The organism is Streptomyces sp. YIM 121038 (assembly GCF_006088715.1).
Taxonomy (GTDB): Bacteria; Actinomycetota; Actinomycetes; order Streptomycetales; family Streptomycetaceae; genus Streptomyces.
This window is the reverse complement of the sequence record NZ_CP030771.1, coordinates 1464579-1486088: the sequence shown is the minus strand read 5'-3', so window position 1 is coordinate 1486088 and position 21510 is coordinate 1464579. Positions and strand designations below refer to the sequence as shown.

At 74.3% G+C, this 21510-nt stretch carries 21 protein-coding genes; 18 read left to right on the top strand and 3 right to left on the bottom strand.

Going from position 1 to position 21510, the window contains the following annotated elements; genetic code table 11:
• The first annotated feature begins 3 nt into the window (after positions 1-3).
• From C9F11_RS05745 to C9F11_RS05720, 6 genes are read left to right on the top strand one after another with little or no spacing between them, the layout of a single operon-like run.
• The gene (locus C9F11_RS05745) at positions 4-1248 is read left to right on the top strand and encodes a cytochrome P450 (protein ID WP_138958218.1); all 1245 of its coding nucleotides are present in this window, start codon (positions 4-6) and stop codon (positions 1246-1248) included.
• Positions 1245-1493 carry a ferredoxin gene (locus tag C9F11_RS05740; protein ID WP_249401612.1) on the top strand — a complete coding sequence of 83 codons (249 nt, stop codon included), beginning with the start codon at positions 1245-1247 and terminating at the stop codon, positions 1491-1493. Before C9F11_RS05745 ends, C9F11_RS05740 begins: the two co-directional genes overlap by 4 nt.
• Complete coding sequence (locus C9F11_RS05735; protein ID WP_138958217.1) at positions 1493-1750, top strand: acyl carrier protein; 258 nt, start codon at positions 1493-1495, stop codon at positions 1748-1750. Before C9F11_RS05740 ends, C9F11_RS05735 begins: the two co-directional genes overlap by 1 nt.
• Before the next feature lie 9 nt (positions 1751-1759).
• Positions 1760-3118: an AMP-binding protein gene (locus C9F11_RS05730; protein ID WP_249401611.1), complete on the top strand. Its 1359-nt coding sequence runs from the start codon at positions 1760-1762 to the stop codon at positions 3116-3118.
• A gap of 7 nt (positions 3119-3125) precedes the next feature.
• Positions 3126-4088, top strand: a complete 963-nt coding sequence (locus C9F11_RS05725) for a phosphosulfolactate synthase (protein WP_212767805.1) — start codon at positions 3126-3128, stop codon at positions 4086-4088.
• Positions 4085-4489, top strand: a complete 405-nt coding sequence (locus tag C9F11_RS05720; RefSeq protein WP_138958216.1) for a VOC family protein — start codon at positions 4085-4087, stop codon at positions 4487-4489. Before C9F11_RS05725 ends, C9F11_RS05720 begins: the two co-directional genes overlap by 4 nt.
• A 15-nt stretch (positions 4490-4504) precedes the next feature.
• Here C9F11_RS05720 and C9F11_RS05715 read toward each other — a convergent pair whose 3' ends face one another.
• A complete protein-coding gene (locus C9F11_RS05715) occupies positions 4505-5569 on the bottom strand; it encodes an alpha-hydroxy acid oxidase (RefSeq protein WP_138966119.1) in 1065 nt (354 codons plus the stop codon).
• A gap of 73 nt (positions 5570-5642) precedes the next feature.
• Positions 5643-6758, bottom strand: a complete 1116-nt coding sequence (gene hppD, locus C9F11_RS05710) for a 4-hydroxyphenylpyruvate dioxygenase (protein ID WP_138958215.1) — start codon at positions 6756-6758, stop codon at positions 5643-5645.
• Between the two features lie 192 nt (positions 6759-6950).
• Between hppD and C9F11_RS05705 the strand changes: the two genes are divergently transcribed.
• The 7 genes from C9F11_RS05705 to C9F11_RS05675 all read left to right on the top strand — a co-directional run bounded on the left by C9F11_RS05705 (position 6951) and on the right by C9F11_RS05675 (position 14091).
• Complete coding sequence (locus C9F11_RS05705) at positions 6951-8297, top strand: PLP-dependent aminotransferase family protein (RefSeq protein WP_138958214.1); 1347 nt, start codon at positions 6951-6953, stop codon at positions 8295-8297.
• On the top strand, positions 8294-9178 hold the full coding sequence (locus tag C9F11_RS05700) for a prephenate dehydrogenase (RefSeq protein ID WP_346347229.1): 885 nt from the start codon (positions 8294-8296) through the stop codon (positions 9176-9178). Before C9F11_RS05705 ends, C9F11_RS05700 begins: the two co-directional genes overlap by 4 nt.
• A gap of 185 nt (positions 9179-9363) precedes the next feature.
• Positions 9364-9972 (top strand): hypothetical protein, encoded by a 609-nt coding sequence (locus tag C9F11_RS05695; RefSeq protein WP_249401610.1) that lies wholly within the window; start codon positions 9364-9366, stop codon positions 9970-9972.
• Positions 9969-11477 carry a peptidoglycan-binding protein gene (locus C9F11_RS05690; RefSeq protein ID WP_249401609.1) on the top strand — a complete coding sequence of 503 codons (1509 nt, stop codon included), beginning with the start codon at positions 9969-9971 and terminating at the stop codon, positions 11475-11477. Before C9F11_RS05695 ends, C9F11_RS05690 begins: the two co-directional genes overlap by 4 nt.
• Positions 11474-12229: an ABC transporter ATP-binding protein gene (locus C9F11_RS05685; RefSeq protein WP_249401608.1), complete on the top strand. Its 756-nt coding sequence runs from the start codon at positions 11474-11476 to the stop codon at positions 12227-12229. Before C9F11_RS05690 ends, C9F11_RS05685 begins: the two co-directional genes overlap by 4 nt.
• Positions 12226-13494 (top strand): ABC transporter permease, encoded by a 1269-nt coding sequence (locus tag C9F11_RS05680; protein WP_138958213.1) that lies wholly within the window; start codon positions 12226-12228, stop codon positions 13492-13494. Before C9F11_RS05685 ends, C9F11_RS05680 begins: the two co-directional genes overlap by 4 nt.
• 102 nt (positions 13495-13596) lie before the next feature.
• Positions 13597-14091: a PPOX class F420-dependent oxidoreductase gene (locus tag C9F11_RS05675; RefSeq protein WP_138958212.1), complete on the top strand. Its 495-nt coding sequence runs from the start codon at positions 13597-13599 to the stop codon at positions 14089-14091.
• Positions 14092-14127: 36 nt separating this feature from the next.
• On the opposite strand, the gene C9F11_RS05670 is transcribed toward C9F11_RS05675, so the two are convergent.
• A complete protein-coding gene (locus tag C9F11_RS05670) occupies positions 14128-15153 on the bottom strand; it encodes a LacI family DNA-binding transcriptional regulator (RefSeq protein ID WP_138958211.1) in 1026 nt (341 codons plus the stop codon).
• Between the two features lie 288 nt (positions 15154-15441).
• Between C9F11_RS05670 and C9F11_RS05665 the strand changes: the two genes are divergently transcribed.
• Genes C9F11_RS05665 through C9F11_RS05645 form a run of 5 tightly spaced genes read left to right on the top strand, consistent with a single transcriptional unit; the run spans position 15442 to position 21338 of the window.
• Positions 15442-16713 (top strand): extracellular solute-binding protein, encoded by a 1272-nt coding sequence (locus tag C9F11_RS05665; protein WP_138958210.1) that lies wholly within the window; start codon positions 15442-15444, stop codon positions 16711-16713.
• 2 nt (positions 16714-16715) lie between these two features.
• Entirely contained in the window at positions 16716-17726 is a 1011-nt protein-coding gene (locus C9F11_RS05660) for a sugar ABC transporter permease (protein ID WP_138958209.1), read from the top strand.
• A 2-nt stretch (positions 17727-17728) separates the two neighbouring features.
• Complete coding sequence (locus C9F11_RS05655) at positions 17729-18577, top strand: carbohydrate ABC transporter permease (protein ID WP_138958208.1); 849 nt, start codon at positions 17729-17731, stop codon at positions 18575-18577.
• Positions 18578-18612: 35 nt separating this feature from the next.
• The gene (locus C9F11_RS05650; RefSeq protein WP_138958207.1) at positions 18613-20268 is read left to right on the top strand and encodes a glycoside hydrolase family 13 protein; all 1656 of its coding nucleotides are present in this window, start codon (positions 18613-18615) and stop codon (positions 20266-20268) included.
• Positions 20265-21338: a LacI family DNA-binding transcriptional regulator gene (locus tag C9F11_RS05645; RefSeq protein ID WP_249401607.1), complete on the top strand. Its 1074-nt coding sequence runs from the start codon at positions 20265-20267 to the stop codon at positions 21336-21338. Before C9F11_RS05650 ends, C9F11_RS05645 begins: the two co-directional genes overlap by 4 nt.
• The last annotated feature ends 172 nt before the right edge of the window (positions 21339-21510 follow it).

The window sequence follows — 21510 nt, the reverse complement described above, 5'->3', positions numbered from 1 at the left end:
GCCATGTCCGAGGCAGCCACGTCCAGCGGCGTCGCCACGGTCGTCCACACCCGCCGCGACCGCTTCGACCCGGCCGGCGACCTGCGCGCCCTCGCCGCGCGCGCCCCCGTGAGCCGGATCGACGTCGGGCCGGGCACCGACGGGCGGCCCGTCTGGCTGGTCACAGGACACGCCGAGGTGCGCCAGGTCCTCGGTGACCACCTGCGGTTCTCCACCCGCCGCCGCTTCGGCTCCCGGACCGCGTCGGGCCGTGAACTCGGCGTCCGGCCCGACGCGATGATCGGCCAGCTCATGGACTACGACCCGCCCGAGCACACCCGCCTGCGGCAGATCCTCACCCCGGAGTTCACCCTCCGCCGCATCCGCAGGCTCCGGCCCCGCGTCGACGCCGTCATCGACGAGCGCCTCGCCGCGCTGCGCCGCGCCGGGCCGCCCGCCGACCTGGTCGACGGCTTCGCCCTGCCGGTGCCCGGCGCGGTCCTGTGCGAGCTGATCGGCGTACCGCGCGACGACCGCGCCGAGTTCCTGCGCCTGTGCCACGGCTTCCTCGCCGGTGGCGCGGCCCGCGGGCGACGGGCCGCGACGGGCGAACTCCTGTCCCGCTACGTCGCCGCGATGGTGGACCGGCAGCGCCGCGCCCCCGACGACGGCTTCCTCGGCACGCTGGTGACCGACCACGGCGCCGACGTCACCGACAAGGAACTGCGGGGCGTGTGCGTCCTCCTCGTGCTCGCCAGCCTGGACAACCTGTCGGGCATGCTGGGCCTCGGCGCCCTGCTGCTCCTGGAGCACCCCGGACAGCTGGCCCGGCTCGCCGCCGCCCACGACGACCGCGACGCCGTCGGCCGCGCCGTCGACGAACTGCTCCGCTACCTCGCGGTGCCGCACGCCCCCACCCCGCGCGTCGCGCTGACCGACGTCACCGTCGGCGAGCAGCTCGTGCGGGCGGGGGAGTACGTCATCTGCTCCCTGCCGCTGGCCAACCGCGACCCCGCGCTGCTCGCCGAGCCCGACCGCTTCGACATCGCGCGGGAGCCCGCCGCGCACGTCACCTTCGGGCACGGCATCCACCACTGCCTGGGCGCCGCCCTCGCCCGGATGCTGCTCGGCGCCGCCTATCCTGCGCTGCCGCGCGGCCTGCCCGGGCTGCGGCTCGAAGGCTCCGGGGACGCCGTCCGGTTCCGCGTCCACGCGCTGGCCCACGGCCTCGACCACCTGCCGGTGACCTGGCAGGAGCCCACCCGGTGACCGGGGAGGACGGCGGGCTGCGCGTCCACGTCGACCGCGCCCGGTGCGCGTCGTCCGGCCTCTGTCTGGCCCAGGTGCCCGAGGTCTTCGACCAGTCGGACACCGACGGCCGGGTCCTGCTGCTCGACCCGGACCCCGGCCCCGGCCTCGCCGACCGGGTGCGAGCCGCGCTCGCCCGCTGCCCGTCCGGCGCGATCACCCTGCGCGGCCCCGGAGGGCCGGGCCACGACCTGGAGGAGACCTGATGGAAGCGACCCGTACGACGACCGCGACGGCAGTCCGGGACGTCATCGCCCCGCTGTGGTGCGAGGCCCTGAACGTGCCCGAAGTCGCGGACGGCGACGACTTCTTCGCGCTCGGCGGCCACTCGCTCGCCGCCCTGCACGTGATGGCCGCCGTCGAGCAGACCTACCAGGTGGAGCTGGGCGGGATGCGCGACATCTGGGAGAACCCGACGCTCGGCGCGTTCGTCGCGGTGGTCGCCGCGCTCGTCGCCGCCTAGGCCGTGGCCGTGGAGTCCGCTCCGGTCCTGCTGCCCGCCCTCCAGGAGGGCCGGGCCCGCCTCGACGTGGCCGGGCGGAGTCTGGCGGGCGACGAACTCGCCGGGGCCGTCGGCGCGGTCGCCCGGTCGCTGGCCGGGGCCCGCCGCGTCGCCGTCGTCGCCCACCCGAGCGTGGACACCCTCGTGGGCGTCGCCGGGGTCCTCGCCGCCGGGGGCACGGCGGTCCCGCTGCACCCGGCGGCCGCCCCGCGCGAGCGCGCGCACGTGCTGCGCGACGCCGACGTCGACCTCGTCCTCGACGACGACCGGCTCGCCGCACTCACCCCGCGCGCCGCGCACACCGCGCCGCCGCCCGGGCCGCCCCCGGACGAGACGCCCGCGCTGATCCTGTACACGTCCGGCTCCACCGGGCAGCCCAAGGGCGCCGTGCTCCCGCGCCGCGCCCTCGCCGCGGGCCTGGACGCGCTCGCCGCGCTGTGGCGGTGGACCCCGGACGACGTCCTGGCGCACGCCCTGCCGCTGTCCCACGTCCACGGCCTCGTCTTCGGGGGGCTCGGACCGCTGCGGATCGGCTCGCCGCTCGTGCACACCGGCCGCTACCTCACGCCCGTGGAGGGCGCCTCCCTCTACTTCGGCGTCCCCGCCCTGTGGGGCTCCCTGGGCGCGGCCGACCTGCGGGCCCTCGGCGGCGCCCGGCTCCTGGTGTCCGGCGCGGACCGGCTGACCGGCGCGGTCGCCGAGCGCGTCCGGCGCCTCTCCGGGCACCGCCTCCTCAACCGGTACGCGATGACGGAGACCCTCGTCGTCGCCTCGCCCCGCCCGGCGGACCTCGGCGCGGACGCGGCGGCGGGCTCGGTGGGGCGCCCGGTGCCCGGCGCACGGGTGCGGCTCGACCCCGTCGACGGAGAGGTCATGGTGCGCGGCACCGGCCTGTTCTCCGGCTACGTGGGGCGCGGCCCCGCCGTGGACGGCGACGGCTGGTTCCGCACCGGCGACCTCGGCGCGTGGCTGCCGGACGGGTCCCTCGGGCTGCTCGGCCGCAAGGACACCGACCTGATCAAGAGCGGTGGCTACCGCGTCGGCGCGGGCGAGGTCGAGGACGCGCTCCTGGCCCACCCGGACGTCACCGAGGCGGCCGTCGTGGGCCTGCCCGACGACCGGCTCGGGCAGCGCGTCGCGGCCTGGATCGTCGCCGGGTCGCCGGACCGCGCGGCCCTCGCGTCCTTCCTCGCCGCCCGCCTCGCCCCGTACAAGCTGCCGCAGGAGATCCACGTCGTGGACGCCCTGCCGCGCACCGACCTCGGCAAGGTGCACAAGCGCGCACTCGTGGCCGACCGCGCCAGAAGCCCTCAAGGACAAGGGAGTTGAGAGACCCGTGCCCCAGACCTCCACGCCGCAGAACTCCACGCCCCAGACCTCCACGCCCCAGACCTCCACGCCGCAGACCTCCGTGCCCCGGACCGCCTTGCCGCAGGCCCGCGCGCCACAGGATCCCGCCCCGCCCGGCGCGCCCCGACCCCTGGACCTGCCCCTGCGCGAACCCAAGCCGCGCACCCGGGGCCAGACGATGGTCATCGACGGCGGCGCGCCCGTCCGCTGGTTCGAGGACGTCGTGGAGAGCTCGGGGGAGTTCATCGACCTGGTCAAGTTCGGCTGGGGCACCGCGCTCGTCACCTCCGGCATCAAGGCCAAGACGGAGGTGCTGCGCCAGCACCGCATCCCGTACATGTTCGGCGGGACGCTCTTCGAGGCGTACGTGCGCAAGGGCCGCTTCGACGACTACCGGGCGCTGTGCCGCGAGCACGGCTGCGGGCGCGTGGAGGTGTCCAACGGCACCATCGACCTGGCCCCGCGGCACAAGGCGCGCTACATCGCCCGGCTCGCCGCGGACTTCGAGGTCGTCTCCGAGGTCGGCTTCAAGGACCCGCGCCGCTCGGAGACGTATCCGCCGAGCCAGTGGATCGCCGACATCCGGCGCGATCTGGACGCCGGGGCGCGCGCGGTGATCCTGGAGGCGCGCGAGAGCGGCACCAGCGGCATCTGCCGGGCCGACGGCGAGGTGCGCTTCGGCCTCATCGAGGACATCCTCGACGCCGGTCCCCACCCGGACCTGCTGATCTTCGAGGCGCCCACGAAGGGGCTCCAGACGTACTTCATCCAGCGCGTCGGCCGCCGGGTGAACCTCGGCAACGTCGCCCTCGACGACGTCATCGCCCTGGAGACGCTCCGCCTGGGCCTGCGCGCCGACACGCTCCTCGACGACCCCGCGGGCCCGGCGGAGCCCGAGCGCCCCACCGGCTCCGGCGAGCCCCCCGCCGACTCCCGGGAGAGCCCGTGAGGAACTCCGCCGACGCCTTCCACATCGCCGTCCCGGCCCGCGACCTGGACGCCGCCGCGCACTTCTACAACAAGCTCCTGGGCTGCCCGCTGGCCCGCCGCTATCCGGACCGCGTCACGTTCGACTTCTTCGGCGACCAACTCGTCTGCCATTACGCGCCGGAAGAGCCGGAGCGGCCCCGGCTCTCCCTCTATCCCCGGCACTTCGGCGTGACGTTCCGCTCCCGTACGGATTTCGACGCGCTGCTCAGACTCGTCGATCTGCGCAAGGTGCCGGTATTCCAGGAGCCGCGGTCGCGATTCGACGGAACGGTCGAGGAACACCGCACCTTCGTGCTCGTCGACCCGACCGGAAATCTCCTTGAATTCAAGCATTACGTTGATCCACGCATGATGTACTGACCGCCCGGCGGCGGTTCAGGGAAGAGGCGTCACGACGAGTTCCCGGGCCGCGTCCACCCCCGCGCAGCCCGCGAGGCCGAGAGCGTCGCGGAGCTCGGCCGCCAGCAGGTCCAGGACCCGCGCGACCCCGGCCTCCCCGGCCGCCGCGAGCCCCCACAGCGGCGGCCTGCCCACCAGGACCCCGGCGGCGCCCAGGGCGAGGGCCGTGAGCACGTCCACGCCGCCGCGGACCCCGCCGTCGAGCAGCACCTCGCAGCCGCCGCCCGCCGCCGCGACGGCCGCGGCCACTCCGGGCAGCGCCGCGACGCCGGGCAGCGCGCCGTCGAGCTGGCGCCCGCCGTGGTTGGACACCACGACCGCGTCCACGCCGAGCTCCACCGCGCGCGCCGCGTCGGCCGGGGCGAGCACGCCCTTGAGGATCAGCGGAAGGCGCGTCGAGGACCGCAGTTCGGCCACGTCCGACCACGTCAGGGCCGCCGAGAACGCGGCGGCCGTGTGCGCGGCCACCGCCGAGCCGCGCCCCGGCGCCCGGTGCGCCGCCGAGCGGGCGCCCGCGTCGAGGTGCACGGCGCGCACGTGCCCGGGCAGCGCGAAGCCGCCCCGGGCGTCCCGCGCCCTGCGCCCCATCCACGGCACGTCCACGGTGAGCATCAGCGCCGCGCAGCCCGCGTCCTGGGCCCGGCGCGCGAGATCGAGGGTGCGCCCCGGCTCCCGCAGCCAGTACAGCTGGAACCACACGGTGCCGCCGACCGCCGTGACCTCCTCCACGGGCACGCTGCTGAGGGTCGCGACCGTGAACGGCACACCCGCGGCCGCGGCCGCCCGCGCGGCGGCCAGCTCCCCCTCGGGGTGCAGCAGCCGCTGGTAGGCGACCGGCGCGACGGCCACAGGAAGCCGCGCCGGACGCCCGAGGAGCGTGGTGTCCGTCGTGCACGCCGAGACGTCCCGCAGCACCCGGGGCGTGACGTAGAGGCGGTCGAACGCCTCCCGGTCGGCCGCGAGCGACCGCTCGCGGCCGCTGCCGCCCGCGACGAAGTCCCAGACGTCGCGCGGCAGCACGGCCGCGGCGGCCCGCTCCATGTCGTCGAGGTCGTACGCGTCCCGCGGGTCGTAGCAGGCCCGCGCGCCGCTCGACGCGTCCGTCCCCGCGTCGTCAGCCCTCGGCACGGCGTCCTGTCCGCTCCAGCTCCACGGCCTCGTACAGCGCCTTGATGTTGGCGCTGCCGAAGGTCCGCGCGCCCTGGCGCTCGATGACCTCGTAGAAGAGCGTGCCGCGCGGGTGCGCGGACGCGGTGAAGATCTGGAAGAGCTGGCCCCCGTGGTCCTCGTCCACGAGCAGCTGCGTGGAGCGCAGGTCGTCGAGGTCGTGCGTCCGCAGGCCGATCCGCTCGCCGAGCAGGTCGTAGTACGTGCCCGGCGTCTTGAGGAACGTCACGCCGCGCCCGGAGAGCGCGCGCACCGAGCGGACGGCGTCGGCGCTGGAGAACGCCAGGTGCTGCACGCCCGGCCCGTGGTGGCTCTTGAGGAACTCGTCGATCTGCCCCGGCTGCGCCCGCGGGTCGGGCTCGATCAGCGTCAGCGTGACCGCTCCGGTGACCGCGCTCTGCACCACCGTGGACTCCATCGCCTGGGCGCCCACGACGATGCGCTCCTGGAAGACCTCCCGGAACCCGAGGGCGCGCCGGTAGAACAGCGCCGTCGCGTCGAGGTCGCCCGCCTCCAGGCACACCGCGACGTGGTCGACCTCCACGAGCCCGACCCCCTCGGCGCGCCCGTCGTCGGCCCCGGGCACCGGCACGAACCCGGCCGGGAGGCCGGGTCCCGCGCCGGGCGCCCGCTCCACCAGCGTGTGCGTCACGTCGCCGAAGCCGCTGACGGCGGCCGTGACCCGCGGCCCGCCGCCCGGGTGCCGCGTGGGCCTGCGCACCGGACGCGCGCCGCCCGCCACCGCCCGGGCGAACGCGGCGGACACGTCGGCGGTGCGCAGCGCGATGTCCGCGACGCCGTCGCCGTGCGTGCTGACGTACGCGGACGCGGGGTGCCGCCCGCCCGTCGCCGACGTCAGGACGAGCGTCGTGCGGCCCTGGCGCAGGGCGACGCCGCGGTGCTCGGGGCCGCCTCCGGTGCCGACGACCGTGAAGGCGTAGCGGTCGACCCAGTCGCGCACCGCGGCATCCAGGTCCTCGACGTACAACTCGACGTGGTCGACGGCCAGGTCCGAGACCCCGGGGAGGTCACTTGCCGTGGCCTGTGCGGGTAAATCCGTCATGACGCTCCTCGCACTTCCTTTTTTCGTGGTGTGTCTTTACCGCCGGGCGGCGAGGCCGAATACTTCTGATGCGGCCCCGATCGTACGGTCGTCCGCCGGATTACCGCACCTGTCAAAGTGAACGGGCAGAAAGCGGGCCGCGCACCGCTCCGCCCTGTTGACCGCACCCGTCGTCGTTTAAGGACTCAGGTGATGGAAATCCTGGAATCGGAAATCGTCCGCGCCGAGTTGGACGCGGCCACCCTGCACGCCTCGCTCGGCGATACGTCGATGGAATCCATGAACCTGCTCAACGAGGTCGCGGGCACGTACCCGGACGCGATCTCCTTCGCGGCGGGCCGCCCCTACGAGGGCTTCTACGACGTGGCGCTGATCCACGAGTACCTGCGGACGTTCTGCGCCCATCTGCGCGGCGACCTCGGCATGAGCGAGGCCGCCGTGGCCCGCGCCCTCTTCCAGTACGGCGACACCAAGGGCATCATCGCCGGCCTGGTCGCGCGCAGCCTCGCCGTGGACGAGGGCATCGACGCCGACCCGGAGTCGGTCGTCGTCACCGTCGGCTGCCAGGAGGCGATGTTCCTGGTCCTGCGCGCCCTGCGCGCCGGTGACCGGGACGCGCTCCTCGCACCGAGCCCCACCTACGTCGGCCTGACCGGCGCCGCGCTCCTCGCCGACCTGCCGGTGCTCCCCGTGCGCACGGGGGAGCGGGGCATCGACCTCGACGACCTGGCGGACCAGCTGCACCGGGCGCGCGCCGCGGGCCGACGCGTGCGCGCCTGCTACGTCACGCCCGACTTCGCCAACCCCGTAGGTGTCAGCATGCCGGTCGCCGAGCGGCGGCGGCTCCTCGACCTCGCCGCGGCCGAGGACCTGCTGCTCCTGGAGGACAACGCGTACGGGCTCCTGAACAGCGCCGCCGAGCGGCCGCCCACCCTGAAGGCCCTCGACACGCGGCAACACGTCGTCTACCTGGGCTCGTTCGCCAAGACCGGGATGCCCGGCGCCCGCGTGGGCTACGCGGTCGCGGGCCAGCGGGTGACCGGGGCGGGCGGCGCCGTCACCCTGCTCGCCGACGAACTCTCGAAGATCAAGAGCATGCTGACCGTCAACACCCCGCCGATCGTCCAGGCGGTCATCGGCGGCAAGCTGCTCACCCACGGCTGCAGCATGGCCGCCGCCAACCGCCGCGAGACGGAGGTCTACCGGCAGAACCTCCAACAGGTGCTCGACGGCCTCGACCGGCGTCTGGGGGACCGCGCGGGCGTCAGCTGGAACGCGCCCACGGGCGGCTTCTTCATCGTCGTCACCGTGCCCTTCACCGTCGACGACGCCCTGCTCGCCCACGCGGCCCGCCGCCACGGGGTGCTCTTCACCCCCATGCACCACTTCTACGGCTCCACCGCGGGCCACCGCCAACTGCGGCTCTCCATCAGCACGCTGACGCCCGAGCGGATCGAGCAGGGCCTGGACCGGATCGCCGCGCTCGTCGACGAACGGCTCGCCGGGGCGGACCCCGCGGACGCGGGAGGCACCCCGTGAGGATCCGTACGCTCGCCGTCGTCGGCACCGGCCTCATCGGCACGTCCGTGGCGCTGGCCGCCAGCGGCCGTGGCGTGTGCGTCTACCTCGCGGACCGCGACGAGTCCGCCGTCCGCACCGCCGCCGTCCTCGGCGCGGGCCGCCCCGGACCGCCGCCGCACCCCGTGGACCTGGCGGTCCTCGCCGTGCCGCCCAGCCAGATCGCCCCGGTCCTGGCCCGCGAGCAGGCGCGCGGCCTCGCTCTCAGCTACACGGACGTGGCGAGTGTCAAGGTCCGCCCGCAGCGCGAGATCCTGGCCGGGGCCCCCGACCCCGCCGCGTACGTCGGCGGGCACCCCATGGCGGGCCGGGAGCGCTCGGGCCCGCTCGCCGCCCGGGCGGAGCTCTTCCAGGGCCGCCCCTGGGTGCTCACCCCGACCCGGCTCACCACCAAGCCCGCCTTCGACCGCGCGCTCGGCCTGGTCGCGCTGTGCGGGGCGGTGCCGCGCGTGATGCGGGCCCGCGCGCACGACGACGCGGTCGCCCTCACCTCGCACGCGCCGCACCTCCTCGCCAGCCTGATGGCGGCACGGCTGAGCGAGGGCCCGGTGGCGGCGGCCCGGCTCGCGGGCCAGGGCCTGCGCGACGTCACCCGCATCGCGCGCGGCGACTCCCGGCTGTGGGGCGACATCGTGGAGTCCAACGCGGCGGCGGTCGCCGGTGTCCTCACCCGGCTCCAGGAGGAGCTGGCCGCCGTGCTCGCCGCCCTGTCCGACCTCGCCGAGCCGAACGGCGGCCTGGCACCGGAGGCGCGCGGCAAGAGCAGACACACCCTGGTGGACCTCCTGGAGCGGGGCATCGCCGGGGTGGGGGAGCTGGGGGACGAGCGGGCGGTGCCTTAGGACGGCTCCGCCGCGGTCCCGCCACGGCCCCCGCCGCGGTCCCGCCACGGCCCCCGCCGCGGTCCCGCCACGGCCCCCCCCGCCGCTGCCCCTGCCGTCGGTACGGCTCTCGTCCGCCCCGAGTCTGTATGCGCGCGGGTGGTTGTGCCCGCCGTGTGACCGGCGCCCGCGTACACCTGGTCCGCATGTCCACCACACGCAAGCGAACCGGCACGTCCACACTCCACGGGCGGACCCGCTCCACCGTGCTCGCGGCCGCGGCGCTGCTCGCCGGGGCCCTGCTCGCGGGCTGCTCCGACGACGGCGGCCCGTCGTCGAACGAGGCCAAGGGCTCCGCCGCCCCCGACCCCTCGCCCACCAGCCCCTTCGACCGGGCCCTCGCCTTCTCCAAGTGCATGCGCGAGAACGGCGTGGCCAAGTTCCCCGACCCGCAACAGGGCGGCAGCGGCGGCCTCCAGCTCACGCCGGGCCAGGGCGTCGACCCCAACTCGGCGGAGTTCCAGAAGGCCATGGAGGCCTGCCGGGACAAGATGCCCCAGGGCGAACTCGGCGGGGGCGGCGGGGGCGGTGGCGGTGAGCCGCTGGACTCGGGCAAGGTCGCCGCCTGGGCCAAGTGCATGCGCAAGAACGGGCTGCCCAACCTGCCCGACCCCGAGATCAACGGCGGCTCGATGAGCATCGACTTCGCGTCCAGCGGCATCAACCCCGGCGGCGACGCGTTCCAGAAGGCCCGGGTGGCCTGCCAGGACAAGTGGCCCGGCGGCGGCCTCACCGGCACGGGCGGCGGCCAGTGACCGCACCCGACGAGACCCGCGAGCGGGCCCGCGACACGGAGCTCGACGCCCACGTCACGGAGCTCGACGCCCGCGCCACGGAGGCCGACCTCCCCGACACGGAGGCCGACGCCCGCGACATGGAGGCCGACGCCCCCGGCACCGCCGCGGCTCCGGCGGCCTCAGGCCCGGCCCGCGCCCTGGAGCTGCGCAAGCCCGGCGAGGTGACCCCGCCCGGCACCAAGGACGTGGCGCCCCGCGCCGCCCGGGACCTCGACGCCCCGGCGCCCGAGGGGGCCACCGCCCCGGAGCGGGCCACCACCGAGCCGGACGGCCTCGCCGAGCGGGACGACGGCGACGGCGGCGGCGATGACGACGGCGGCGGCTCCGGCGTGCCCGCGAGCCACCGCAGGCGCCGCCGCCCGCTGCGCACCGCCGTGCTCGTGGCCGTCGCGGTCGCCGTCGTCGGCGGCGCGGGGGCCGCCGCCACCGGCGTCTTCGGCGGTGACGGCGACGGCTCCGACACGGCCGCGCCCGACGCGCCCCCGCGGACCACCAAGGTGCAGCGCACCACGCTGACCCGCACCGAGACCGTGAACGGCAGCCTGGGCTACGGCGACACGACGGCCGTGGCGGCCCCCGCGGCAGGGCGGGGCAGCGGCGGCGTCGTCACCTGGGTGCCCGAGGACGGCGACGTCCTCAAGCGCGGCGACACCGTGTACCGCGTCGCCGAGCGCGAAGTGCCGCTCCTGTACGGCTCGATCCCCTTCTACCGGACCCTGAACACCGGCAGCGAGGGCGCGGACGTCCGCATCCTGGAGCGCAACCTGGCCGCGCTCGGCTACACCGGCTTCACGGTCGACGACACGTACACCTCCGGCACCGCGGCGGCCGTCCGCGACTGGCAGGACGACCTGGGCCGCGACGAGACCGGCACCGTGCAGCCCGCGGACGCCGTGGTCGCCCCCGGGGCGCGGCGCGTCGCCGACGTCCGGGCCGTGCCCGGCGCGCCCCTCGGCGGCACCGTCCTGAGCTGGACCGGCACCGAACGGGCCGTCACCGTCGACCTGGACGCGCAGTTCGAGGACCTGGTGCGCAAGGGCACCAAGGCCACCGTCACGCTGCCCGACGACACGACCGTGCGGGCCGAGGTCACCGACGTCGGCACCCCCACCACCGCGCGGGACGGCGGCGGTGCGGACGGCGGCGGCGGTTCGGGCGGCGGCTCCGGCGACGACAAGGCCACGCTGCCCGTCGAGTTGAAGGTCCCCTCGCAGCGCGGGCTCGGCCGCTACCAGGCCGCGTCCGTCGACGTCTCCCTGAAGGCGGAGACCCGCGAGGACGTCCTCGTCGTGCCCGTGAACGCCCTCGTGGCCCAGCGGGGCGGCGGCTACGCCGTGGACGTCGTGGAGTCCGGCGGCGACGTGCGGCGGGTACCGGTCAAGCCGGGCCTGTTCGCCGACAGCATGGTGGAGGTCTCCGGCAAGGGCCTCACCGCGGGCACGGTCGTGGGGGTGCCGAAGTGAGCGCGCACGGCCGCCCGGTGCTCGAACTGACCGGGGTCTCCAAGACGTACGGGGACGTCCGCGCCCTCACCGGGGCCGACCTCGTGGTCCGGCGCGGCGAACTCCTCGCCGTCGTCGGCCCGTCCGGCTCCGGCAAGTCCACGATGCTCAACATCATGGGCACCCTCGACCGGCCCACCACCGGCACCGTCCGCGTCGACGGGCACGCCGTGGACCTGCTCAGCGACCGGGAGCTGTCCGCGCTCCGCGCCCAGGCGATCGGCTTCGTCTTCCAGCAGTTCCACCTCGCCCCCGGCGTGCCCGCCGTGGACTCCGTCGCGGACGGACTGCTCTACGGCGGCCGCTCCCGCGCCGAGCGGCGCCGGCTCGCCGAGCGCGCGCTGCGCAGGGTCGGGCTAGGCCACCGCCTCCACCACGAGCCGCACCAGCTCTCCGGCGGCGAGAAGCAGCGCGTGGCGCTCGCCCGCGCGGTGCTCGGCGACCCGCCGCTGCTGCTCGCCGACGAGCCCACCGGCGCGCTCGACTCCCGCTCCGGCGCGGTGGTCATCGGCCTGCTGTACGAGTTGCACCGGGCCGGGACCACGGTCGTCGTCATCACCCACGACCGGGACATCGCGGGCTCCCTGCCGCGCGAGGTGCGGATCAAGGACGGCCGCATCGAGCACGACTCGGCCGCAGGGGCGGCCCCGGACCGCGCCCCGGCCGCGCCGGTCCTGGCGGGTGCGCCCCCGCGTGAGGGGGCCCCGCGATGAGCACGACGCACGCCGTCACCGGGGCCGCGCGGGAACGGCGGCCCGCTCCCCAGGAGCCGCACCCGGCGCCGCCCCGCCCCCGGCCCGCCCGGCTCCGCCCCGCCGACGTGCTGCGGGTCGGCGGCTCCGGCCTGCGCTCGCGGCCGCTCAGGGTGTTCCTGTCCGCGCTCGGCATCGCCATCGGCATCGCCGCCATGGTCGGCGTCGTCGGCATCTCCACGTCGAGCACCGAGGACCTCGACCGGCGCCTGGCCGCGCTCGGCACCAATCTGCTCACGGTCTCGCCGGGCCAGTCCTTCGCGGGCGGCGCCGCCCATCTGCCCGACGAGGCCGTGGGGATGATCGGGAACATCGACGGCGTCGCCTCGGTCTCCGCCGTGGGCAAGACCGACGCCAAGGTCTACCGCAACGACCGCGTCCCCAAGGAGGAGACCGGCGGCCTCACCGTGTACGCGGCCCGCGCGGACCTGCCGGGCACGGCGGGCGCGAAGCTCGTCGACGGGCGCTGGCTGAACGCCGCCAACGCGCGCTACCCGGCGGTGGTCCTCGGCCCCAAGGCCGCCGAACAGCTCGGCGTCTTCCGGGCCGGATCCGACACCAAGGTGTGGCTCGGCGGGCAGTGGTTCACCGTCGTCGGCCTGCTCGCCCCCAACGAGCTGGTGCCCGACCTGGACTCCGCCGCGCTCGTCGGCTGGCCGGCCGCCGAGCGGGAGCTGGACTTCGACGGGCATCCCACCACCGTCTACACCCGGGCCGAGGACTCGGCCGTCACCGACGTGCAGGCCCTCCTCGGCGCCACCGCCAACCCGGAGAACCCCAGCGAGACCAACGTCTCCCGGCCCTCCGACGCCCTGGAGGCCAAGCAGGCCACCGACGACGCGCTCAGCGGCCTGCTGCTCGGCCTCGGCGGGGTCGCGCTGCTCGTCGGCGGCGTCGGCGTCGCCAACACCATGGTCATCTCCGTCCTGGAGCGCCGCTCCGAGATCGGCCTGCGCCGCTCCCTGGGCGCGACCCGCGGCCAGGTCCGTACGCAGTTCCTCTGCGAGGCCCTGCTGCTGTCCGCCCTCGGCGGCCTCGGCGGCGTCCTCCTCGGCATCGCCGTCACCTCCGGGTACGCCGCCTACCAGGGCTGGCCGTCGGTGGTGCCGGTGTGGGCCATGGCGGGCGGCGTCGGCGCGACCCTCGTCATCGGCGGCCTCGCCGGGTTCTACCCGGCGGTCCGCGCCGCCCGGCTCCCGCCCACGGAGGCCCTCGCCACCACGTGACACCCGGGCCGCGGTGCCCTCGCCCCGTCCACCTCCCCCGCGGGCGGCGAGGGCACCGCTCCGCGTCCCCTGGACAGCGGCCCGCTGCCCTACGCTCGCCGCATGGCAGAGCACTTGGCGACAACCGGCGACGACGCCCTGTACGAGCTGCTCGGGCGCGGGCGCATCGGCACGCTCGTGACCCTCAAGCGCGACGGCCGCCCCCAGCTGTCGAACGTCGGCTACGCCTACGACCCCGAGGCGCGGCTCATCCGCCTCATGGTCACCTACGACCGCGCCAAGACGCGCAATCTGCGCCGCGACCCGCGCGCGAGCTTCTTCGTGACCAGCCCCAACGGCTACGCGTACATGGTCGCCGAGGGCACGGCCGAGCTGACCCCCGTCACCACGGACCCGCACGACGCGGTGGCCGACGAACTCACCCTGGTCTTCCGGGGATTCCAGGGCGAGCACCCCGACTGGGAGCGCTTCCGCTCGGTGATGGTCGCCGAACGCCGCCTGGTGGTCCGGCTGCCGGTCGCGAAGGTGTACGGGGCGGCGGGCCGCCGCCTTGCCGGGCCGCCGCCGGACCAGCGGGCGGTCGGTGCCCGGCCGTGAGCGCGGGGCCTCCGACGTCCGCCCCGGCCCCGCCGGTCAGGCCAGGTCGCGCCCCGACGCCGTGGAGCCGCGCACCACGAGCTCCGGCATGAAGACGAACTCGCTGTGCGGCGCGGGCGTGCCGCCGACCTCCTCCAGGAGGGTGCGCACCGCCGCCTGGCCCATGGCCTGCACGGGCTGGCGGACCGTGGTCAGCGGCGGGTCGGTGAAGGCGATGAGCGGGGAGTCGTCGAAGCCGACCACCGAGACGTCGCGGGGCACCTCGAGGCCCTGCTGCCGGGCGGCGCGGATCGCGCCGAGCGCCATCATGTCGCTGGCGCAGACGATGCCCGTGCAGCCGCGTGCGATGAGCGTGGTCGCCGCGGCCTGACCGCCCTCCAGGGTGTAGAGGGAGTGCTCGACGAGGGCGTCGGACTGCTCGGCGGTGAGGCCGAAGCGCTCGCGCATGCCGAGGCGGAAGCCCTCGATCTTGCGGACGACGGGCACGAACCGCCGGGGGCCGACCGCGAGGCCGACGCGGGTGTGGCCGAGCGAGGCCAGGTGCCGCACGGCGAGCCGCGCCGCCGCCCGGTCGTCCGTCGACACGAAGGGCGCGTCGACCTCGGGGGAGAAGCCGTTGACCAGGACGTGCGGGACGCCCTTGGCGGCCAGCGCCGCGTACCGCCGCGGGTCCGCGGTGGTGTCGGCGTGCAGCCCGGACACGAAGATGATCCCGGCGACGCCGCGGTCCACCAGCATCTCGGTGAGCTCGTCCTCCGTGGAGCCGCCCGGGGTCTGGGTGGCGAGCACCGGCGTATAGCCCTGGCGGGTCAGGGCCTGCCCGATGACCTGGGCGAGCGCGGGGAAGATCGGGTTGTCGAGCTCGGGCGTGATCAGGCCGACCAGGCCCGCGCTGCCGCGGCGGCGCAGCCGTACGGGCCGTTCGTAGCCGAGCACGTCGAGCGCGGCGAGGACGGCTTCGCGGGTGGCCGTGGCGACGCCGGGCTTGCCGTTGAGCACACGGCTGACGGTGGCTTCGCTGACCCCCGCCTGAGCTGCGATGTCGACGAGCCGCGCGGTCATGGACGGGACTGTACCCGGCGGCACGCGTCTTGCCCACCGCTTGCGCAAGCTTGCGGCAGGGCCTGACGTGCCCGGATCGCAACCCCGAGGACACGCGGCGGTAACGATCGTCATCTCTTGCAGAAATTCCCCGCAAGGTCTTTCGGGACGTTTTCAAGCCTGTTACGTTCCTGCCAACCCGGCGCCGCGTCGAGTGCGGCCAGCAGGAGGCTCCCCTTTCGCCTCCCCTCGTTCCGGGCCACCCCGGGATCACCCCGGGTCATTCCGGGTCCAGTTGAAGGAGTTCACATGCGGCGTGGCATAGCGGCCACCGCGGTGGTCGCCGCCCTGACGATGACAGCGGCGGCGTGCGGCGGCGACGACGGCGACGGCGGGAAGAAGAGCGGCGGCAAGCTGTCGGGCACCGTCACGTTCTGGGACACCTCGAACGACGCCGAGAAGGCGACGTACGAGAAGCTCGCCAAGGGCTTCGAGGACCTGCACCCCGGGGTGAAGGTCAACTACGTGAACGTCCCGTTCGGCGAGGCCAACGCCAAGTTCAAGAACGCCGCGGGCGGCAACTCCGGCGCCCCCGACGTGATGCGCACCGAGGTGGCCTGGGTCGCCGACTTCGCCAACCTCGGCTACCTGGCCCCGCTGGAGGGCACCGCCGCGCTCGACAAGCCCGACGACTACCTGCCGCAGGCCGCCGCGAGCACCGAGTTCAAGGGCAAGACGTACGCGGCCCCGCAGACCATCGACACCCTCGCGCTCTTCTACAACAAGAAGATGCTCAAGGCCGCGGGCGTCGAGGTCCCCAAGACCTTCGACGACGTGAAGTCCGCCGCCAAGAAGATCAAGTCGAAGTCCGGCAAGACCGGCCTCTACCTGCGCGGCGACGACCCGTACTTCTATCTGCCCTACCTCTACGGCGAGGGCGGTGACCTCCTGGACACCCAGAAGAAGGAGATCACCGTCGACGACGCCGAGGGCACCAAGGCCTTCGAGGTCATGAAGGACCTGGTCGACTCCAAGGCCGCCGTGACCGACGCGAGCGACGGCTACAACAACCAGCTCAACGCCTTCAAGGACGGCGACGTCGCCATGGCCCTCGACGGCCCCTGGTCCATCGAGGGCGCCCTCCAGGGCAAGCAGTTCAAGGGCGACAAGGCCAACCTCGGCGTCGCCCCCGTGCCCGGCGGCAGCGCGCGCCAGGCCTCGCCGCAGGGCGGCTGGAACCTCGCCGCCTACGCGGGCTCCAAGAACCTGGACGCCTCCTACGAGTTCATCAAGTACATGAGCTCCGCGAAGGTGCAGCAGCAGACCACCGAGAAGCTCAGCCTGCTGCCGACGCGCACCTCCGTGTACGACGTCAAGTCCGTCAAGGACAACCAGATGGTGCAGTTCTTCAAGCCCGCCGTCGACAAGTCCGTGCAGCGCCCCTGGATCCCCGAGGCCAACTCGCTGTTCGAGCCGATCCGCCTGCAGATGCAGAAGGTGCTCAGCGGCAAGACCTCGCCCGAGGACGGCGCCAAGGGCATCGGCGACGCCTACCGCAAGCTCCTCAAGGACTACAAGTAGCGATGGCTGTTGAGAGCGGCCCCCGGGCCGCCCCGACCGCGGACGCCCGGCGCGTCCGCGGCCGGGGCCCCCGCGCGGGGAAGAGCCCCGGACGCCTGCGCAGGGCGCTGAGCACGTACTGGTACGCCTGGGCCATGGTCGCCCCCGTGGTGATCGTCATCGGCGTCATCGTCGGCTACCCCCTGGTGCGCGGCGTCTACCTGTCGACGACCAACGCCAACGAGGCGAACGTCGAGCGCACCATCGGCGTCAACCACATCCCGGCGACCTACGAGTCCGTCGGCCTGGACAACTACAAGGCGATCCTCGACGACGGCGTCTTCTGGGACCGGCTGACCTGGACCGTGGTGTGGACGGTGTCCTGCGTCGCCCTGTCGTTCGCGATCGGCCTGGTCCTCGCGAACATGCTCAACCGCAAGCTCAAGGGCCGCTCCTTCTACCGGATGGCGCTGATCCTGCCCTGGGCGGTGCCCGCCTTCGTCTCCGTCTTCACCTGGCGGCTCCTCTTCAACGAGAAGAAGGGCCTGCTCAACGCGGTCCTCGAAGGCGGCGGCCTCGACGCGGTCCCCTGGCTGAACGACCCCACCTGGGCGAAGCTCTCGGTGATCGCCGTGAACGTCTGGCTCGGCGTGCCGTTCATGCTCGTCGCCATGCTCGGCGGACTCCAGTCCATCCCCGGAGAGCTGTACGAGGCCGCCGAGATGGACGGCGCGAGCGCCTGGCAGCGCTTCCGCCACATCACCCTGCCGGGCCTGCGGTCCGTCGCCACCACCGTGGTCCTCATCAGCGCCATCTGGACCTTCAACATGTTCCCGGTGATCTTCCTGCTCACCCGGGGCGGACCGGGTGACGCCACCGAGATCCTGGTGACGTACGCCTACCGCCTGTCGTTCGTCGTCAGCCCGCGCGACTTCGCCGGGTCCGCGGCCTGGGGCGTGCTCATCCTGCTGCTCCTCTCGCTCTTCGCGGTGGTCTACCGCCGCGCGCTCCGCAAGCAAGGAGAGGTGTGGTGACCATGAGCAACAGCAAGCCGCGGCCGCGCGGCGAGCGCGGACCGCTCGCCTCCGTCGCCCTGCACGCCACCCTGCTGATCGCCAGTCTCATCGCGGTCCTGCCGCCGCTGTGGCTGCTCGTCACCTCGTTCAAACCGGAGAGCGAGGCGTTCTCGACCGCCCTGGTCAAGGACTTCACCTTCGGCAACTACGACCACGTCCTGAACGAGACCAAGTTCCTGGACTGGGTCGGCAACTCGCTGTTCGTCGTCGGCCTGACCACGGTCATCGGCGTGTTCATCGCCGCGACCACCGGGTACGCGGTCAGCCGGTTCAAGTTCCCCGGCATGCGGCCCCTGATGTGGCTGCTGCTCATCACCCAGATGTTCCCGGTCGCGGTGCTCATCGTGCCGCTGTACAACCTGCTCGCGCGCCTGGAGCTGCTCAACCAGCCCATGGGCCTGGTCCTCACGTACCTGACCATCGCGGTGCCCTTCAGCGCCTGGATGATGAAGGGGTACTTCGACACCATCCCGGTGGAGATCGACGAGGCGGGCCGCGTCGACGGGCTCAACCCGTTCGGCACCTTCTGGCGGCTGATCCTGCCGCTCGCCAAGCCCGGCCTGGCCGTCACCGGCTTCTACAGCTTCATCACGGGGTGGGCCGAGGTCGCCTACGCCTCCGCGTTCATGACGGGCGAGGAGAACCTCACCCTCGCGGGCGGCCTGCAGACCTTCGTCAACCAGTACACCAGCGACTGGGGTTCGCTGACGGCCGCCGCCGTGATCGTGGCCGTGCCCGCCGCGGTGATCTTCGGCCTCGTCCAGCGGCACCTCGTCTCCGGGCTCACGGCCGGCGCGACGAAGTCCTGACACCCCAGCACCCGCCACCACTCCTCAGGGAAGACATGACCCAGCATCTCGCTGCCCCCGCCGCCGACCACACCTCCGGTACGCGTACGGACTGGTGGCGCGAAGCGGTGATCTACCAGGTCTATCCGCGCAGCTTCGCCGACGGCGACAGCGACGGCATGGGCGACCTCGCGGGCGTCCGCGCCCGCCTGCCGTATCTGAAGGACCTCGGTGTCGACGCCGTCTGGCTCAGCCCGTTCTACGCGTCGCCACAGGCCGACGCGGGCTACGACGTCGCCGACTACCGGGCCGTCGACCCCATGTTCGGCACCCTGGACGACGCCGACGCCCTGCTCCGCGAGGCGCACGACCTGGACCTGCGCGTCATCGTCGACCTGGTGCCGAACCACTCCTCCGACCGGCACGACTGGTTCCGGCGCGCCCTCGCGGAGGGCCCCGGCTCCCCGCTCAGGGAGCGCTACCACTTCCGGGAGGGCAAGGGCGCCGACGGCGAACTGCCGCCCAACGACTGGGAGTCCATCTTCGGCGGGCCCGCCTGGACCCGCACCGAGGACGGCGCGTGGTACCTCCACCTGTTCGCCCCCGAGCAGCCCGACTTCAACTGGGACCACCCGGCCGTCCGCGACGAGTTCCGCTCCATCCTGCGCTTCTGGCTCGACAAGGGCGTCGACGGCTTCCGCGTCGACGTCGCCCACGGCCTGGTCAAGGCCGCGGGCCTGCCCGACATCGGCCACCACGACCAGCTCAAGCTCCTCGGCAACGACAGCATGCCGTTCTTCGACCAGGACGGCGTCCACGCGATCTACCGCAGCTGGCGGCAGGTCCTCGCCGAGTACGCGGGCGACAAGGTCCTGGTCGCCGAGGCCTGGACCCCCACCGTCGAGCGCACCGCCCTGTACGTGCGCCCCGACGAAATGCACCAGGCCTTCAACTTCCAGTACCTGGGCACCCACTGGGACGCCGCCGAGCTGCGGGCGGTCATCGACTCCTCGCTCGCCGCGATGCGGCCCGTCGGCGCCCCGGCCACCTGGGTCCTGTCCAACCACGACGTGACCCGGCACGCCACGCGGTTCGCCAACCCGCCGGGCCTCGGCACCCAGCTGCGCACCCCCGGCGACCGCGCGCTCGGCCTGCGCCGGGCCCGCGCCGCCACCCTCCTGATGCTGGCCCTGCCCGGCTCCGCCTACCTCTACCAGGGCGAGGAGCTCGGCCTGCCCGACGTCACCGACCTGCCCGACGAGGCGCGCCAGGACCCGTCGTTCCACCGCGCCCAGGGCCAGGACGGCTTCCGCGACGGCTGCCGGGTGCCCCTGCCGTGGACCAAGGACGGCTCGTCGTACGGCTTCGGCGCGGGCGGCAGCTGGCTGCCGCAGCCCGAGGGCTGGGGCGAGCTGAGCGTCCAGGCGCAGACCGGCGACCCGGCGTCGACCCTGGAGCTGTACCGCGAGGCCCTGCGGGTGCGCCGCGCCCGCCCCGAGCTCGGCGCGGGCGACGTCCTCCAGTGGCTGGACGCGCCCGAGGGCGTGCTCGCCTTCCGCCGCGAGGGCTTCGTGTGCACCGCCAACACCACGGGCACCGCCGTACGCCTGCCCGCGCCCGGCCGGGCGCTCCTGGCCAGCGCCGACGTGGAGACGGCGGACGACGGCGTGGTCGAGCTGCCCGCCGACGCCACCGTCTGGTGGGCGGTGTGACGACCTCTGCGCCGCGGGGTGCCGACCGGGGGCCACGAGAGGTGGACCGCGGCGCCCCGCGGCTCGCGGACATCGCCGCGCAGGCCGAGGTCAGCGAGGCCACCGCGAGCCGCGTCCTCAACGGCAAGGCGGGCGTCGCCGCGGCGACCCGGCGGCGGGTGCTCGCCGCCCTCGACGTGCTCGGCTACGAGCGCCCGGTGCGCCTCAAGCGGCGCAGCGCGGGCCTGGTGGGCCTGGTCATCCCCGAGCTGACCAATCCGATCTTCCCGGCGTTCGCGCAGGTCGTCGAGCAGGTCCTGGCCGGGCACGGCTACACGCCCATGCTCTGCACCCAGCTGCCGGGCGGCGCCACCGAGGACGAGCTGGTCGAACAGCTGGAGGCGCGTGGCGTCAGCGGCATCGTCTTCCTGTCCGGGCTGCACGCCGACACCACGGCCGACCCGGGGCGCTATCTGGAACTGGCGGGCCGGGGCGTGCCGTTCGTGCTCATCAACGGCTACAACCCGCACGTCCCCGTCTCCTTCGTCTCGCCCGACGACCGGGCCGCCGTACGGATGGCCGTGCGCCATCTGGCGGAGCTGGGCCACGAGCGCGTCGGCCTCGCCATCGGCCCGAGCCGCTACGTGCCCTCGCGCCGCAAGGCGGAGGGCTTCACCGCGGCCCTGCACGAGCACTTCGGCCTGGCGCGGGGGGAGGCCGAACTGCTCGTACGGAACACGCTGTTCACCGTCGAGGGCGGCCACGCGGCGGCCAGCGCGCTCCTGGACGCGGGCTGCACGGCGGTGGTGTGCGGCAGCGACATGATGGCGCTCGGCGCGGTGCGGGCCGCCCGTCAGCGGGGCCTCGCGGTGCCCGGTGACGTGTCGGTGGTCGGCTTCGACGACTCGCCGCTCATCGCCTTCACGGACCCGCCGCTGACCACGGTGCGGCAGCCGGTGCAGGCGATGGCGTCGGCGGCCGTCGGCGCCCTCCTGGAGGAGATCGACGGAAACCCCGTGCAGCGCACGGAGTTCGTCTTCCAGCCTGAGCTGGTCGTGCGCGGCTCCACGGCGGCAGCGCCCCGCGCCTGAGCCGTTTCCGCCCGGTGACGGGAGTGTGTCCGAAGGGTTGACCGGGGTTGTTGAGCGCCGTACGGTCACGGCGCAAACGGTGTCGCAAGTTTTCTGCAACAACCTTCAACCCCCCAGGAGGCCCCGTGACATCCCCGAGCAGCGGCGCGCACCGCGGACGGCCACGCACCGC